General features: G+C 59.3%; 9 protein-coding genes. 3 read left to right on the top strand and 6 right to left on the bottom strand.

Translation table 11 applies throughout. The features are described 5' to 3' along the window. Nucleotides 1–176: 176 nt before the first annotated feature. From KUF73_RS08460 to tpx, 6 genes are all read right to left on the bottom strand, one after another. Nucleotides 177–2,258: a bifunctional diguanylate cyclase/phosphodiesterase gene (locus KUF73_RS08460; RefSeq protein ID WP_218437585.1), complete on the bottom strand. Its 2,082-nt coding sequence runs from the start codon at nucleotides 2,256–2,258 to the stop codon at nucleotides 177–179. A gap of 282 nt (nucleotides 2,259–2,540) precedes the next feature. Further along, entirely contained in the window at nucleotides 2,541–4,019 is a 1,479-nt protein-coding gene (locus KUF73_RS08455; RefSeq protein ID WP_218437584.1) for an efflux transporter outer membrane subunit, read from the bottom strand. Further along, nucleotides 4,016–7,123 (bottom strand): efflux RND transporter permease subunit, encoded by a 3,108-nt coding sequence (locus tag KUF73_RS08450; protein WP_218437583.1) that lies wholly within the window; start codon nucleotides 7,121–7,123, stop codon nucleotides 4,016–4,018. The genes KUF73_RS08455 and KUF73_RS08450 overlap by 4 nt, the downstream gene beginning before the upstream one ends. Further along, the gene (locus KUF73_RS08445) at nucleotides 7,120–10,224 is read right to left on the bottom strand and encodes an MdtB/MuxB family multidrug efflux RND transporter permease subunit (RefSeq protein ID WP_218437582.1); all 3,105 of its coding nucleotides are present in this window, start codon (nucleotides 10,222–10,224) and stop codon (nucleotides 7,120–7,122) included. The genes KUF73_RS08450 and KUF73_RS08445 overlap by 4 nt, the downstream gene beginning before the upstream one ends. Continuing rightward, the gene (locus KUF73_RS08440; protein ID WP_218437581.1) at nucleotides 10,221–11,537 is read right to left on the bottom strand and encodes an MdtA/MuxA family multidrug efflux RND transporter periplasmic adaptor subunit; all 1,317 of its coding nucleotides are present in this window, start codon (nucleotides 11,535–11,537) and stop codon (nucleotides 10,221–10,223) included. Before KUF73_RS08440 ends, KUF73_RS08445 begins: the two co-directional genes overlap by 4 nt. 441 nt (nucleotides 11,538–11,978) lie before the next feature. Beyond that, entirely contained in the window at nucleotides 11,979–12,479 is a 501-nt protein-coding gene (gene tpx, locus KUF73_RS08435) for a thiol peroxidase (protein ID WP_008030203.1), read from the bottom strand. Between the two features lie 311 nt (nucleotides 12,480–12,790). Between tpx and KUF73_RS08430 the strand changes: the two genes are divergently transcribed. The 3 genes from KUF73_RS08430 to KUF73_RS08420 all read left to right on the top strand — a co-directional run bounded on the left by KUF73_RS08430 (nucleotide 12,791) and on the right by KUF73_RS08420 (nucleotide 15,794). Continuing rightward, nucleotides 12,791–13,216 carry a YciI family protein gene (locus tag KUF73_RS08430; RefSeq protein WP_218437580.1) on the top strand — a complete coding sequence of 142 codons (426 nt, stop codon included), beginning with the start codon at nucleotides 12,791–12,793 and terminating at the stop codon, nucleotides 13,214–13,216. A 324-nt stretch (nucleotides 13,217–13,540) separates the two neighbouring features. Continuing rightward, on the top strand, nucleotides 13,541–14,332 hold the full coding sequence (locus KUF73_RS08425) for a hypothetical protein (RefSeq protein ID WP_218437579.1): 792 nt from the start codon (nucleotides 13,541–13,543) through the stop codon (nucleotides 14,330–14,332). A 10-nt stretch (nucleotides 14,333–14,342) separates the two neighbouring features. Next, the gene (locus KUF73_RS08420; protein ID WP_218437578.1) at nucleotides 14,343–15,794 is read left to right on the top strand and encodes a DUF1254 domain-containing protein; all 1,452 of its coding nucleotides are present in this window, start codon (nucleotides 14,343–14,345) and stop codon (nucleotides 15,792–15,794) included. The last annotated feature ends 4 nt before the right edge of the window (nucleotides 15,795–15,798 follow it).

Below are 15,798 nucleotides of genomic sequence, written 5' to 3'. Positions count from 1 at the left end.
GAATAACCGCCATTTTCGGTTTTTGCATGGGACTGTCGTCAGTCAATGTGGCGAGGGAGCTCGCTCCCGCTCGGCTGCGAAGCAGTCGTCATGCCTCATGCGACGCGGTGTCGACTTAGATCGCAGGGGCCGCTTCGCAGCCCAACGGGAGCAAGCTCCCTCGCCACAAAGGTTTTTCAGGCGAGCGCCAATTGCTCCGAGCGGTGAATTTCCACCATGAAACGCTCAGCCGGCAGCGGGTGACCGAGCAGATAACCCTGCAACGAGTCGCAACCGAGTTGGGTCAGGAAGTCTTGCTGCGAACCGGTTTCCACGCCTTCGGCAACGATCCGCAGGCCCAGCGCCTGACCCAGCGCGACGATGGCGGAAACGATGGCCGCGTCATCGCTGTCACGCTCCAGATCGCGAACAAACCCACGGTCGATCTTCAATTCATTGGCAGGTAGTCGCTTGAGGTACATCAGGCTTGAATAGCCGGTTCCAAAGTCATCAATGGACAAATCGACGCCCATTTCCGACAGTTCCTGCAGCACCGTCATGCTCGCATCGGCGTCGCTCATGGCGGTGGTTTCAGTGATTTCAAGGGTCAGGCTGTTGGCCGGCAAATGGTGTGTGGCCAGTGCCTTGGCGACGCTCTGCACCAAACCGGCATGGCAGAACTGCAAGGCCGAAAGGTTGACCGCGATGCGCCAGTCGGTATAGCCGAGCACGTACCACTCGCGCATTTGGCGGCAGGCTTCGTTGAGCACCCACTCGCCAATCGGAATGATCAGCCCGGTTTTTTCCGCCAGCTCGATAAACTTGTCCGGCAGCAACATGCCCTGGGTCGGGTGTTCCCAGCGCAACAATGCCTCGGCGCCGACCGGGCGACCGTTGCTGGCGTCGAACTTCGGCTGGTAATACAGGCTGAACTCTTGATGGTCCACGGCATTGCGCAAGTCTTGCAGCAGTTGCAGTTGCTTGCGCGCATTGCTGTTCATCGACGCATCGAAAAAGCGGTAGCCATTTTTGCCCGCGCCTTTGGCGGAATACATCGCCGCGTCGGCGTTCATCAGCAATTCATGGGCGGTCTGGCCGTTGCCCGGATACAGCGCAATGCCGACGCTGGCCGAAATCTGCAGATCATGTTCGGCCACCCGGAACGAACGAGCGATCAACCCGACCTGTCGCGCTGCCAGGCTCAGGGCATCATTCGGCTCGCTCAGTTGCACCAGCAGCACGAATTCATCGCCGCCGATCCGCGCCAGGGTGTCCTGGTTACGCAGATCCTCGCGCAGTCGCAGGCTGACTTCGCGCAACAACAGGTCGCCCATGTGGTGACCGAACGCATCGTTGACTGGTTTGAACCCGTCCAGGTCGATGAACATCAACGCAAAACAATTGCCATCGGCGTCAACCCTGGACATCGCCTGGTCGATGCGATCGGCCAGCAGCACGCGGTTCGGCAGGCCGGTCAGGGTGTCGTGCAGCGCCAATTGGGTGAGTTCGCGGTTGGCCTCGGTCAGGGACTGGGCAAGGCTTGCAGTGCGAGCTTCGAGGCGTGCATCGAGAATCGAGGTCAACAAGGCAATGCTCAACACCGCCAGGGTGGTGATCAACACGAGGTTGTCCAGGCCCTTGCCGTTCAGACCGTCGACGGCGGCGCCGCAAAAGCTGCCATCCGGAAAGCGTGCAGCCGCCATGCCGGTGTAATGCATCCCTACGATGGCGATGCCCATAATGACCGCCGCGCCGCCACGGATCAGGCGCACATAAGGCGTGTGCTGACGCAAGTGGAATGCGATCCACAACGCTGCACCGGAGGCGCCTACCGCAATGAGCAACGACGCGCTGAACAGCGTCGGGTCGTAATCAATACCGGGCTGCATGCGCATGGCGGCCATGCCGGTGTAATGCATGGCACTGATCCCGGCGCCCATCACCAGCGCACCGAAAGCCAGTTGCCACGCCGGCAATTGCGGTTGGCTGACCAGCCACAGGGCAAAACCGCAAGACAGAATGCCGATTAACAGTGACAGCGTTGTAAGGGTGATGTCGTAACCCAGATCAATGGACAATTTGAACGCAAGCATGCCAATGAAATGCATCGACCACACGCCGATACCCATCGCAAAAGCGCCGCCCGCCGTCCACAAATGCACGGCCCGCCCCTTTGCGGTGGCAATGCGACCGGTCAGGTCGAGCGCGGTGTATGAGGCGAGAATCGCCACACAAAGCGAGATGATAACCAGCGTGGGGGAATAGCTACCGATGAGCATGAGACTTCTCGCGAGTTCCCCCCGTTAATGGCATTCATTCTCGGCAGGGCAAATCCGGCGATTGTACTGATTCCAAATGAGAACGCACTCACAAAATTAGCAAAGGGCCATCAAGCCGATGAAACGCTCGTTTGATCGGCCGTAAACCGCTCTAACTCAGCCCATAAGACCTGTAGGAGCTGTCGAGTAAAACGAGGCTGCGATCTTTTGATTTTGATTTTTGAAGAACAAGATCAAAGGATCGCAGCCTCGTTTTACTCGACAGCTCCTACATGGGGAGTGTCAGTTGTTGCTTACTTCGAGTTGGCCGTCCCAGCCACCACCCAACGCGGCAATCAACTGCACGCTGGCAATCAAGCGGCTCTGCAACAGGTTCAACGCAGTACGTTCGTTGCTCAGCGCCGTGGCCTGCACCACGACCACATCGAGATAAGCGATCAACCCCGCCTTGTACTGGTTCTGGGTCAAACGCAAGGATTCACGCGCCGCATCCAGGGCTTGCTGTCGCACACCGGCTTCGTTTTCCAGCACCTTGAGTTGCACCAGGTAGTCTTCCACTTCCCGGAAACCGTCGAGTACGGTCTGGCGGTATTTGGCCACGGTTTCGTCGTAGGCCGCTTCGCTGCGATCGACTTCCGCCGAGCGCTGGCCACCGTCGAACAGGGTCATGGCCAATTGCGGGCCGACCGACCAGAAGCGGTTCGGCAGGCTGATCCAGTTGGAATACGTGCTGCTGCTGTAACCGCCATTCATGCTCAGCGTCAGGTCCGGATAATAAGCGGCTTTGGCCACGCCAATGTTGGCGTTGGCGGCCATAACCGAACGCTCGGCGGAGGCAATGTCCGGACGACGCTCCAGCAACTGCGACGGGAGGCTCAATGGCACCTGCGGCAGCGTCGGGATGTTGCGAATTTCCGCCAGGCTAAACTCGGCCGGCGGCTGCCCGATCAGCACGGCGATGGCGTGTTCGAACTGGGCGCGCTGCCAGATCAGATCGACCATGTCCGCCTCGGTGCTCTTGAGCTGCGTCTGTGCCTGAGCCACCGCGTCCTTGCCGGAGACGCCGGCGCGGTATTGGTTTTCGGTCATTTTCAGCGAGCGCTGATAGGCCTCGACCGTCGCCTCCAACAAGCGTTTCTGCTCATCGATCACGCGCAATTGCAGGTAGTTCTGCACCAGTTCCGACTGCTGGCTCAAACGCATCGCCGCGAGATCGGCATAGCCTGCTTCGGCGTTGGCGGTATCCGCTTCGAGGCCTCGGCGCAGTTTGCCCCAGACATCCGCTTCCCAACTGACGCCGGCCTGAGCGGTATAGGTGTCGCGAATACCACTGGAAGAACTGGTCAGGCTTGAGCTGCTGCTGCCAGTGCCCTGGCTGGAACGGTTCTTTCCGACAGTCAGGTCCACCGTCGGGAAAAACGCGCCCCGGGCGCTGCGGACCAGTGCCTGGGCCTGACGGTACTGGGCTTCGGACTGGGCGACTGTCTGGTTGGAGCTGTTAAGTTTCTCGATCAGGCCATTGAGCTGTTGATCGCCATACAGCTCCCACCACGCACCGCGCGCCAGGGAATCGCTCGGGTTGGCCTGACGCCAGCCTGTCGCTTCCTTGTACTGCACCGGCGCAGCGGTTTGCGGGCGCTGGTAGTCGGGGCCGACAGCGCAGGCACTGAGCATCGCCACGCACAGCGACAAGCTCAACAAGCGTGAGCCTCGGGCCGTGATGATCGGTGCAGCCAGATTGAAAAGCGAACGGTCAGTCATAGCGGAGTTTCCAGAGCAGCATCGGTGCGCACCCCACGCCAGTGGTTGAAGCGATGGCGCAGCTTGTCGAGATAGAGATAAACCACCGGGGTGGTGTAAAGGGTCAGCACCTGGCTGAAGATCAGCCCGCCGATGATGGTCAGGCCCAGCGGTTGGCGCATTTCCGCTCCTTCGGCACGGCTTAGCAGCAACGGCACGGCACCGAGGATCGCCGCCAGCGTCGTCATCAGGATCGGCCGCAAACGTTGCAAACAGGCGTTACGGATCGATTCCAGCGGTGCCATGCCTTGCTGGCGTTCAAGTTGCAACGCCAGGTCGATCATCAGAATGGCGTTTTTCTTCACCACGCCGATCAGCAGGAACAGGCCCAGCAACGAGATCAGGCTGAACTCGCCGCCCAGCGCGTAGATCGACAACAGCGCTCCGACCCCGGCCGAAGGCAAGGTCGAAAGAATGGTCAGCGGATGAATGTAGCTTTCATACAGCACACCCAACACCAGATACACCGCCACCAGCGCGCCGAGAATCATGAACGGCTGGCTCTTCTGGGTGGCGGCAAAGGCGTCCGCGGTGCCGGCCATCTTCACGATCACGTCTTCCGGCATCCCGAGCATGGCAATCGCCCGCTCGATGGCCGCCGTGCCCTGCTCCACCGTGACCCCTTCGGCCATGTCGAAGGAGATGCTTTCGGAGGCAAACTGGCCTTCGTGACTGACCCGATCGTCTTCCAGGCTATTTTCGTAGTGAGCGATGGTCGACAGAGGAATTCGCGCACCCGTGGAGGTAATCACCTGCACTTGTTTAAGGGTGATCGGGTCCTGGGCGTATTTCGGGTTGACCTCCATCACCACTTGATACTGGTTGAGGCTGTCATAAATGGTCGAAATCTGCCGCTGGCTGTAGGCGTTGTTGAGTACCGCCGTCACCATGTCCATGTCGACACCCAGGCGCTTGGCCTGATCGCGATCGACGATCAGCGTCACTTGTTGCGCGCCGCGACCTTCCCGGGCATCAATCGCCGTCAGTTCCGGCAAGGCCTTCAGCGCCGTGACCACTTTCGGATACCACTCGCGCAGCTCGCCAAGATCAGCGCTTTGCAGGATGTAGGAATACTGGGAGGTGGTCTGCTCACGGCCACCGCCGAATTGCAGGTCCTGGTCGGCCATCAGCATCAATTGCGCGCCGGGCACCTTGGGCATTTCCTTGCGCAAACGTTCGATGACTTTTTGCGCGGACAGGTTGCGTTCCTTGATCGGCTTCAAGCGCACCAGCATGAACGCGTTATTGGTGCCGTTGGTGCCGCCGATGAAGCCGGCGACGCTTTCCACTGCTTCGTCCTTGAGCACGGCGCGGCGGAAAATTTCCATTTTCGGCTGCATCACGCTGAACGACAGGCCGTCATCACCACGTACGAAACCGATGAGCTGGCCAGTGTCCTGCTGCGGCAGGAACGTCTTCGGCACCACCACATACAGGGCAACGTTGACGCCAACCGTTACGATCAGGCTGAGCAAGGTCAAGCGACGATGACGCAGCACCCAGTCGAGGCTGGTCGCGTACTTGCCGACCAACCATTCGTTAGCCCCCTGACTCCAGCGTTGCAGGCGATTTTCCTCGCCCGGCGTGTGCGGCTTGAGCCAGCGGGCGCAGAGCATTGGGGTGAGCGTCAGCGAGACCACCAGCGAGACCACGATGGAGGCTGCCAAAGTGATCGAAAACTCACGAAACAGGCTTTCGATAATCCCGCCCATGAACAGGATCGACAGGAACACCGCCACCAGCGAAACGTTCATCGACAGCAAGGTAAAACCAACTTCCTGGGCGCCGAGGTAAGCGGCCTTCATCGGCGGCACACCTTCGTCGATGTGCCTGGAAATGTTCTCCAGCACCACGATGGCATCATCGACCACCAAGCCCGTGGCCAGGATCAGTGCCATCAACGACAGGTTGTTCAACGAAAATCCGTACAGGTACATCACCGCAAAGGTGCCAACCAGCGACACCGGCACCGCCAGGGTCGGAATCAGTGACGCGCGGAAGTTACCGAGAAACAGGAACACCACCAGAATCACCAGGGCCACGGCGATCAGCAGGGTCATCTCCGCTTCGTGCAGCGTGGCCTTGATCACTGGCGAGCGGTCCATCGCCAGGTTCAGTTTGACGCTGGCCGGCAGTACTGCCTGCAACGCCGGCAACTGGGCCTTGATCTCATTGACCGTCTCAATGATGTTGGCGCCGGCCTGCCGGTTAATCACCAGCAGCACTGCCGCGTCATCATTGAAGAAGCCGCTGTTGTAGCGGTCTTCAACACCGTCGCTGACCTTGGCCACGTCCTTCAGGCGCAGGGCCGCGCCGCCGTTGTAGTGGATGATCAGCGACTCGTAGTCCTTGGCTTTTTCCAGTTGATCGTTGGCCTGCACCTGCCACAGCCGCTGGTCATCTTCGACCGAACCTTTAGGGCGGCGCACGTTTGCGTTGGCGATGGTGTTGCGCACGTCATCCAGCGCTACTCCGTACTGATTGAGCGCCTGGGGTTCGAGTTCGATGCGCACCGCCGGCAAGGAACTGCCGCCGATCTGCACTTCACCGACGCCCTGCACCTGCGACAGGCTCTGGGACAAAATCGTCGAAGCCAAATCGTAGAGCTGGCCTTTTTCCAGCACATCCGACGTCAGCGACAGCACCATGATCGGCGCCTGGGACGGGTTGACCTTTTTGTAGGTCGGCATACTGCGCATGCCGCTGGGCAGCAGGTTGCGCGAAGCGTTGATCGCCGCCTGCACCTCCCGCGCTGCACCGTTGATGTCACGGTCGAGGTCGAATTGCAGGATCACCCGGGTCGAGCCCTGGCTGGAGCGGCTGCTCATGGTGTTGACCCCGGCGATGGCACCGAAGGAGCGCTCAAGCGGCGTGGCCACGGTTGACGCCATGACTTCCGGGCTGGCGCCAGGCAAGCTGGCCTGGACCACGATCACCGGGAAATCCATTTGTGGCAGCGGCGACACCGGCAACAGGCCGAAGCTCACGCCGCCCAGCAACATGATCGCCAGACTCAGCAACATGGTCGCGACCGGGCGCTTGATGAAAGGTCCGGAGAGATTCATGGCTGCTCTACCGCTTCCACGGGCTCAGACTTGTGGCCCCAACGCCGACCGAGGCGGTCGAAGTACAGGTAAATCACCGGCGTGGTGAACAGCGTCAACACCTGACTTACCAGCAAACCACCGACCATCACCAGGCCCAATGGCTGACGCAATTCAGCCCCGGAACCGGTGGCCAGCATTAAGGGCACTGCGCCAAACAAGGCTGCCAGCGTCGTCATCAAAATCGGTCGGAAACGCAGCAGCGCGGCCTGATAGATTGCTGTTTCCGGGTCCATACCCTGGTTGCGTTCAGCATCGAGGGCGAAGTCGATCATCATGATCGCGTTTTTCTTCACGATGCCGATCAGCAGGATGATGCCGATGATCGCGATCATTCCCAGGTCATTACCGCTGAGGATCAGCGCCAGCAAGGCGCCGACCGCCGCCGAGGGCAAGGTCGAGAGAATGGTGATCGGGTGAATGTAGCTCTCGTACAACACGCCCAGCACGATGTACATGGTCACCACCGCCGCCAGAATCAGCAGCAAGGTACTCGACAGCGACGCCTGGAAAGCCTCGGCTGCGCCCTGGAATTGGGTCTGCACGCCGATCGGCATACCGATGTCTTTCTGCACCTGCTCGATGATCTGCACCGCATGCCCCAACGCCACGCCGGGCGCGAGGTTGAACGACATCATCACCGCCGGGAACTGGCCAATGTGGGTGATCGCCAATTGCGCTTGACGTTCTTCGATGTGCGCCAGGCTGGACAAGCGCACTTGCCCGCCATCCGTGGTCTTGACGTGAATCTGGTCCAGCGCTTGCGGGCCGATCTTCTCGCCGGACTGCGATTGCAGCACCACGCGGTACTGGCTGGCCTGGGTGTAGATCGTGGAAATCTGCCGTTGCCCGAAGGCGTCATACAGCGCATCGGTGATGTTCGAAACCGACACCCCGACCCGCGAGGCAGCATCACGGTCGATGATCAGGTAGACCTGCAAGCCCTTGTCCTGCAAGTCGCTGGCGACGTCGGTCAGCTCTGGCCGATGCGCCAGCGCTTCCACCAGACGCCCGCTCCACAGGCTAAGCAGTTCGGAATCGGGTGACGACATGCTGAATTGATACTGCGTGCGGCTGACACGGTCCTCGATGGTCAGGTCCTGCACCGGCTGCATGAACAGACGAATGCCGACCAGTTTGTCCAGTTCCGGTTGCAGGCGGGCAATCACTTGAGTCGCGCTCAGGTCACGGTCGCTGTGGGATTTGAGGTTGATCAGCAGGCGACCACTGTTGAGTGTCGAGTTGTCGCCATCCACACCAATGTAGGACGACAGGCTCTCGACCGCTGGATCGGTCAGGATGACCTTGGCCAGTTCCTGTTGACGCTCACTCATCGCCGCAAAGGAAATCGACTGCGGTGCCTCGGAAATGCCCTGAATCACGCCGGTGTCCTGCACCGGGAAGAAACCCTTGGGCACAACCATGTACAGCAACACCGTCAACGCCAGGGTGCCGATAGCCACCAACAGCGTCAGCGGTTGATGCTTGAGCACCCACTGCAATTTGCGCCCGTAAGCCGCGATCATCCAATCGATGAACGCGCCACTGGCACGGTAAAAACGGCCCTGCTCATCTTCCCTGGGTTCACGCTTGAGCAGCCGCGCGCACATCATCGGTGTCAAGGTCAGGGACACCACCAGGGAAATCAGGATCGCCACCGCCAGCGTGATTGCAAACTCGCGGAACAACCGCCCCACCACGTCCGCCATGAACAGCAGCGGGATCAATACTGCGATCAACGACAGGGTCAGGGAAATCAGCGTGAAGCCAATCTGCTTGGCGCCCTTGAGCGCCGCATTTAGCGGGCTGTCACCCTCTTCAATGTATCGGGAAATGTTCTCCAGCATGACGATCGCATCGTCCACCACAAAACCGGTGGCGATGGTCAGGGCCATCAAGGTCAGGTTGTTGACCGAAAAACCTGCCAAATACATCACGCCGAAGGTGCCGATCAGCGAGAGCGGCACGGCCACCGACGGAATGATCGTGGCGCTGGCCCGACGCAGGAACAGGAAAGTCACCATTACTACCAGGGCGATAGCGATCAGCAACTCGTGTTGCACATCTTTGACCGAAGCACGAATGGTCTGGGTGCGATCGGTCAGCACCGTGACCTCAAGGCCGGCCGGCAGGTTGTCGGTAATGCTCGGCAGCAGCGCCTTGATCCGGTCCACCACTTCGATGACGTTGGCCCCGGGCTGGCGCTGGATGTTCAGCAATACCGCCTGGTTTTCATTGGCCCATGCCGCCAGGCGTTCGTTTTCAGCACCGTCGACGATCTCGGCGACGTCCTTGAGCCGCAACGGCGCGCCATTGGCGTAGGCCAGGATCAGGTTGGCGTAGTCCTTGGGTGAAGTCAGTTGATCGTTTGCATCGAGCATCGAAACCCGGGTCGGGCCGTCGAAGTTGCCCTTGGGCTGGTTGACGTTGGAGGCGCCGATCAGTGTGCGCACATCCGAGAGGTTCAAGCCGTTGGCCGCCAGCGCTTCGGGGTTGACCTTGATCCGCACTGCCTGACGCTGACCGCCCGCGATGCTGACCATACCGACGCCGCTGATCTGGGCGATTTTCTGCGCCATGCGCGTATCGACCAAATCGTTGAGCTTGGGCAACAGCATGGTCTTGGAAGTGATGGCCAGGGTCAGCACCGGCGTATCCGCCGGGTTGACCTTGTTGTACACCGGTGGGGCCGGCAAGTCCTTGGGCAGCAGGTTGGTTGCGGCGTTGATCGCGGCCTGCACCTGTTGTTCGGCGACGTCCATGTTGATGTCGAGGCTGAAGCGCAGGGTCAATACCGAGGCGCCGCCAGAACTGGTGGAGGCCATTTGCGTCAGGCCGGGCATCTGACCGAACTGCCGCTCAAGCGGCGCGGTCACGGCGCTGGTCATGACATCCGGGCTGGCACCGGGATAGAGCGTCATCACGCGAATGGTCGGGTAATCGACCTGGGGCAATGCCGACACGGGCAGCAGGCGATAGGCGATCATGCCGGCCAGAACAATGGCCAGCATGCTCAGGGTGGTCGCTACCGGGCGAAGGATGAACAGCCGCGAGAGATTCATGCTCCGCCCTTTTTCGCCTTGTCGGTGGCCGCCGGCTCAGTCGTGCTGGCTGCCGATTTGCCTTGCAGGTGGCCGGCCGGGCTGGTTGGGACAGCCTCAGGGCTGTTGACCACTTCCACGTCGCTGCCATCCTTAAGACGATCAGTGCCCTCCAGCACCACGCGGTCACCGGGCGAAAGACCTTCGGTGACCACGGTGTTGTCACCGTCGCTGGCGCCGATTTTCAGCTGACGAATCTTGACCTTCTTGTCGCCGTCCAGGGCATAGACGAACGTGCCGTTGGTGCCGAACTGGATGGCGGCGGAAGGCGCGAGCACCACGTCTTTGAGGGTGTCGGCCAACAGGCGCACATTGACGAATTGGTTAGGGAACAGCGACTGGTCGCGGTTCTCGTAGCGCGCCTTGAATTTCAGGGTGCCGGTGGTGACATCGATCTGGTTGTCCGTGCTTTGCAATACGCCGGTGGCTTGCAGTTTGGTGTCACCGCGATCCCAGGCTTCGGCCGGCAGTTTGGCACCGCTGCGATAGCGGGCCAGCACAACGTCGAGGCTGTTTTCCGGCAGGGTGAACGCGACACTGATTGGCTGGGTTTGGGTAATGATCGCCAATGCCGTGGTGTCGTTGGCCGCCACCAGGTTACCGACGTCGAGTTGACGCAGGCCTACGCGCCCGGCGATCGGGGCACGGATTTTAGTAAATTCGAGATTGAGCTTGGCGTCGTTGACCGCTGCCTGATTGGTCTTGACCGTGCCCTGATATTGGCCGACCAGTGCTTCAGCGGTGTCCAGGGTTTGTTTGGCGATGCTGTCCTCGCGGTACAGGCCGCGATAACGCTCGACATCTACCTGGGCATTTTTCAGCTGCGCCTGGTTTTGCAGCAAGGTGCCTTCGGCCTGGAGCAAGGCATTCTGGTAAGGGCGCGGGTCAATATCGGCAAGCTGGTCGCCGGCTTTTACCATTTGCCCTTCTTCGAAGTAGATCTTGACCAGTTCACCGCCAACGCGACTGCGCACGTTAATGGTATTTAGCGCTGTGACCGTGCCCAGTGCCTTGTAATACAAAGGGAAATCGCCCTTGACCGCTGGCGCCACTCGCACCGGAACCGGACCCGTCGCCCCGCCAAACCCCGGACGCATCCCACCCGCCTTGCCGGTGTGTCCGGCCACGGCCTTCTGCCCTGCCCCCTCCTTCGGCGCAGCGCTGCCGGGCCAGAATTTCCAGCACAGTGCAGCAATGACCAACAGAACCAGCAGGCCAAACAGCCAGCGACGGGGACTACGGGGAGCGGAGGATTGCATTGAGTGATCAACCATTGGGCGCGTGGGCTTCTTTTACATGAGGCTGAACGATAAGCACTGGCGTGTCTTAAGCAAAGCGCCTTTACCGGCAATTTACCTTCAGCTTACGTAACAGGAGATTTATCTAAGACACTGAAGCACAAATGAAAACGGCATGGACAGAGGGGGCGTTCTCATTGAATTTCCCCGCCGCGCCGGGTCTGCTGTTGCGCAGGGCAAGGCGCGAGAAGCGTGGTTTGGTCATTCCAAACAAGCTTCGAGCAACGCAGCCCTGCACAACAGCAGGCCCGGCCCTTCGGGTTGTGCCTTAAAGCGGGCCAGCCTGCGTTGCAGGCCTTGGAAAGGGAACGACCATTACCAGCGGCCTGCGCCTTGCCTGGCCCGCTTTAAGGCGACAACGCGGTGGGGAAATTCAATGAGAACGCCCCCTAGGCCGTTAACAATTGTAAGTGATGCTTATTTCAGGACAGCGAGAGCCGCTTCGTAGTTTGGTTCTTCAGCGATTTCCTTGACCAGTTCGCTGTGCAGGACGTTGTCGTTTTCGTCCAGAACAACCACGGCACGTGCGGTCAGACCCTTGAGTGGGCCGTCAGCGATGGCAACACCGTAGTTCTCGATGAACTCGGCACCGCGCAGGGTCGACAGGTTCTGTACGTTTTCCAGGCCTTCGGCACCGCAGAAACGAGCTTGAGCGAAAGGCAGGTCAGCGGAGATGCACAGCACAACAGTGTTGGCGACATCATTGGCCTGGGCGTTGAACTTGCGAACCGAAGTGGCGCAGGTCGGGGTGTCGACGCTTGGGAAGATGTTCAGCACTTTGCGCTTGCCGGCGAAACTCGCCAGGGTGACGTCGGACAGATTGCCGGCAACCAGGGAAAAGGCTGGCGCCTTGGAACCGGCTTGAGGCAGTTGACCGTTGACTTGAACCGGGTTGCCTTTAAGAGTGACTTGAGCCATGAACTGAGTCCTTCTGATCGTTGTTGTGGAGAATTTTGAAGAGGCCGAAGTTAACCATGAAATGGGCCGGCGACCTACTATGGATACAAATTGTGGTAAGTCACCACTTACCGATGTAGGAGCTGCCGAAGGCTGCGATCTTTTAATTTTTATTTCTTGAGAAACCGCTGAAGATCCAGATCAAAAGATCGCAGCCTTCCGCAGCTCCTACAGGGGTTTGGGTATCGAGATATTTTGTTCGCCATGCTGTCGATTCACGCGGTGCTTGTTCGACTAGAAACGAACAATTCAAATCCAGCGGAGATAAAACCATGCGATTCATGATCATCATCAAAGCCAGTCAGGATTCCGAGGCCGGTGTAATGCCCAGCGAAGAACTGCTGACTGCCATGGGCAACTACAACGAAGAACTGGCCAAGGCCGGCATCCTTCTCGCCGGCGAAGGGTTGCACCCCAGCAGCAAAGGTGCCCGCGTGCGCTTTTCCGGCGACAGACGCACGGTGATCGACGGCCCGTTTGCCGAAACCAAGGAATTGATCGCCGGTTTCTGGCTGTGGCAGGTGAAGTCCAGAGAAGAAGCCATCGAATGGGTCAAACGTTGCCCCAACCCGATGCCGGGTACCGAACCCGAGATTGAAATTCGTCAAGTGTTTGAAATGGAGGATTTCGGCGCCGAGTTAACGCCGGAACTGCAGGAGCAGGAAGAGCGTGTGTTTGGGGAGAGCAGGAAGTACTGACGAGTTGCCTAGTGACTGATCGCCTCTGAATCCTCACCAAAAACCCGTTGATACCCGCCTTTTGTGTTCGCACGAAGGGCGGATTTTGTCATGTCGGCATTAACTCCCTCGCCCAACCGCCTGATTCGTATTAACTTTTTAGTACACAAAAATAATGAGATTTTGCACACAAAACTAAAGAATTAATCCCTTCGACTGGCTAATTACTGGTTAGCTGCTAGCGTCAACAAGACGTGTCCTACAGGCTTGATAGCAAAGAGATTACGTCGTAACGGCCGCCAAGTGCCGAGTTATTCAAATGAGCCACCAAGGAACCGGGGAATCATGTTTAACAAAATGGGGACGCACGCCTTTCTTCTGGCGGCTTCGTTTGTGCCTTTGATTTGTGCGCAGGCGGACAATGCCGAGACTGCCAACAAAAGTAACAACCCGCTGAACCTGGCACCCGGCGTCAACCTGCAGGATTACTACACGCCCAAGCTGTACGACACCAACGTCCATACCAACGACGCGCTGTTGCGCGGCGCCTTGCCGATGGCTCCCAATGATTTCATCGGCGTCCCGCAATTGCTCCGCGTCACACTTCCGGTCAGTACCCGTCCCGATCCACACAATGGTTACAGCACGGGTATCGGCGACCTGAACCTGTTCGATATTTTCCTGCTCAAGACCGAAGGCGTGCAGTTGGGCATCGGCCCGCAAATCACCGCGCCGACCGCGGAACAGGATGAATTGGGCACAGGCAAGTGGCAGGCCGGCCTGTCCGCCATTGCCATCGACTCCTCGCCGCGCGGCCTGCTCGGTGCATTGGTTCAGTACCAGAGCTCGTTTGCCGGCGATCACGACCGTCCCCATGTGGAATCGGCGACCTTTCAGCCTTTCATCATCCATAACCTGGAAAAAGGCTGGTACCTGCGTTCCACAGGCACCTGGACGTTCGACCTGAAAAACGACACTCACTACATCCCGATCGGACTCGGTGTGGGTAAAGCGTGGAAGTCCGGCACCAACATCCTCAACGCCTTCGTCGAACCCCAGTGGACGGTGGAGCGCCAAGGCGATGGCCTGCCGCAGTTCACCCTGTACGCTGGTATTAACGTTACGTTTGGCAAGTAAGGACATCACTATGAACACTGCACTTCGCGCAGCCGGTTTCAGCCTGATGACGATGTTCGTCAGTTGCGGAGTCGGCGCCCAGGACCTCGACACCCGGATCGGCAAAATTGCCATGGAAGGCGAACTGCCGGCCCATGAATCGATCGCCAAACTGTACGCGGAACTGGATTTCCAGCAGGCGACCCAGAGTTACCTATGGGCATTGCCGTTGGTGTCCTATGCGCAATGGCAGGAAGAGTTCCGCGACAAACTGGGCGCCCACAGCGGTGACCTGATGGTGCTCAACAGTTACGAAGACAAACTGGGTGTGATCACCGCCAACGCCACCACACCGTACATCCTCGGTTTCGTCGACCTTAATGAAACCGGCCCGCTGGTAATCGAATTACCACCCGGCCCGACGGCGGGCGGCATCGGTGATTTCTGGCAGCGAGCCATCATCGACATGGGGCAGACCGGCCCCGACAAAGGCAAGGGTGGCAAATACCTGGTGCTGCCACCGGGCGCCGAGCCACCGGCAGATGCCGGCAAGTATTACCTGGCCAAATCGGAAACCATGAACGTGCTCGTGGGTTTCCGCGTGCTTGATCCGGACCCGGCCAAGGGCAAGGCGCTGGTTGAGCAATTCAAGATGTACCCGTACGCCAAGCGCGCCGAGCCGAGCAAGACCAAGCTGCTCTCCCCCGGCGGCAAAGCCTGGTCCGGCACCCAGCCACGAGGCCTGGCGTATTGGGAGCGCTTGCACCAGATCATCCAGAAAGAACCGGTCAACGAACGCGACCGTTTCTACATGGCCATGCTTGCCAGCCTCGGTATCGAAAAGGGCAAACCCTTCAATCCCAACGACAACCAACGCAAAGCCCTGGAACAAGGCGCACAGATGGGCGAGCTGATCGCCAAGGCCAATACCTTCGCCAAACGCTTCCCCGGTGCCCAGTACTGGCCCGACCGTCAGTGGGACACCGTGCTGAACATCGCCGAACCGTCGCAGCGCGTCGCCTATTACGACCAGTTGTGGGAGCGCAGTGCCTGGTTTTACGAAGCGGTCACCAACACCAAAGGCATGGTTTCGAAAACCCCGGGCCTTGGCCAGACCTACCTGGGCGCCTACACCGATGCCAAGGGTAACTGGCTCGATGGCGGCAAGCGCTATCGCCTGCACGTCGGCGCCAACCCGCCAGCCAAGCAGTTCTGGTCGATGACCGTGTACGACATCGACAGCCGTTGCCTGATCGACAACCCGCAGCGCAAGGCCGACCTGTCGTCCCGCCAGGATCTGAAGAAGAACGCCGACGGCTCGGTGGACCTGTACTTCGGCCCGACCGCGCCAAAAGGTTTCGAAAACAATTGGGTGCAAACGCTGCCGGGCAAACACTGGTTCAGCTATTTCCGCCTGTATGCCCCGACTGAAGCCTATTTCGACAAGAGCTGGAAACTCGACGACATCACGCTCGTTGAATGAAGCG

The organism is Pseudomonas sp. PD9R, from assembly GCF_019200975.1.
Classification (GTDB): domain Bacteria; phylum Pseudomonadota; class Gammaproteobacteria; order Pseudomonadales; family Pseudomonadaceae; genus Aquipseudomonas.
This window is presented reverse-complemented; position numbering and strand designations above follow the sequence as displayed.

Coding starts and splice junctions, on each gene's coding strand:
- KUF73_RS08445 (WP_218437582.1), bottom strand. CDS start 10,224: ATGAATCTCTCGCGGCTGTTCATCCTTCGCCCGGTAGCGACCACCCTG.
- KUF73_RS08450 (WP_218437583.1), bottom strand. CDS start 7,123: ATGAATCTCTCCGGACCTTTCATCAAGCGCCCGGTCGCGACCATGTTG.
- KUF73_RS08430 (WP_218437580.1), top strand. CDS start 12,791: ATGCGATTCATGATCATCATCAAAGCCAGTCAGGATTCCGAGGCCGGT.
- KUF73_RS08455 (WP_218437584.1), bottom strand. CDS start 4,019: ATGACTGACCGTTCGCTTTTCAATCTGGCTGCACCGATCATCACGGCC.
- KUF73_RS08425 (WP_218437579.1), top strand. CDS start 13,541: ATGTTTAACAAAATGGGGACGCACGCCTTTCTTCTGGCGGCTTCGTTT.
- KUF73_RS08420 (WP_218437578.1), top strand. CDS start 14,343: ATGAACACTGCACTTCGCGCAGCCGGTTTCAGCCTGATGACGATGTTC.
- KUF73_RS08440 (WP_218437581.1), bottom strand. CDS start 11,537: ATGGTTGATCACTCAATGCAATCCTCCGCTCCCCGTAGTCCCCGTCGC.
- tpx (WP_008030203.1), bottom strand. CDS start 12,479: ATGGCTCAAGTCACTCTTAAAGGCAACCCGGTTCAAGTCAACGGTCAA.
- KUF73_RS08460 (WP_218437585.1), bottom strand. CDS start 2,258: ATGCTCATCGGTAGCTATTCCCCCACGCTGGTTATCATCTCGCTTTGT.